This is a genomic window from Mycobacterium asiaticum (assembly GCF_001668675.1).
GTDB classification, from domain to species: Bacteria; Actinomycetota; Actinomycetes; order Mycobacteriales; family Mycobacteriaceae; genus Mycobacterium; species Mycobacterium asiaticum_D.
Map to the genome: position 1 here is coordinate 1 of NZ_LZKQ01000077.1, position 725 is coordinate 725.

Consider the following 725-nt stretch of genomic DNA (forward strand, 5'->3'; position numbering starts at 1 on the left):
ATCGGCAACAACGGCACCGACCTGGTCGGGGCGTTCAACGCCGGTGCCCGCAACGTCGGCATCGCCAACAACGGCGTCCTCAACATCGGCATCGGCAACACCGGCATCGGCAACTCCGGCCCGCCGCTATCGATCCTGACCGCCTTCGGCATCGGCAACCAAGGCAACTGGAACCAGGGCTACTTCAACATCGGCAACCACAACCTGGGCATCGGCCTGGTCGGCGACAACCTCATCGGCATCGGCCCGCTACACATCGACCGCGCCATCCTGCCGACCTTCCCGACCCTGCCCAGCCTGGGCAGCGTATTGCCGGCCGCGACCACGTTCCCCAGCTTCGGCTACGGCAATGTCGGGGAAGGCAACATCGGCTTCTTCAACACCGGAACCCTGAACTTCGGCATCAACAACACCAGCCCGTTCTTCACGATCACCGACCCGATCACCACCTTCGGCGGCTTCGGCATCGGCAACAACGGCACCGACCTGGTCGGGGCGTTCAACGCCGGTGCCCGCAACGTCGGCATCGCCAACAACGGCGTCCTCAACATCGGCATCGGCAACACCGGCATCGGCAACTCCGGCCCGCCGCTATCGATCCTGACCGCCTTCGGCATCGGCAACCAAGGCAACTGGAACCAGGGCTACTTCAACATCGGCAACCACAACCTGGGCATCGGCCTGGTCGGAGACAACCTCATCGGCATCGGCCCGCTACACATCGA

The 725-nt window shown here is 64.1% G+C and carries 1 pseudogene; it reads left to right on the forward strand.

The annotated features are described in order from the left end of the window. A pseudogene (locus A9X01_RS30380) lies at positions 1 to 725 on the forward strand (hypothetical protein); the annotation flags it as partial.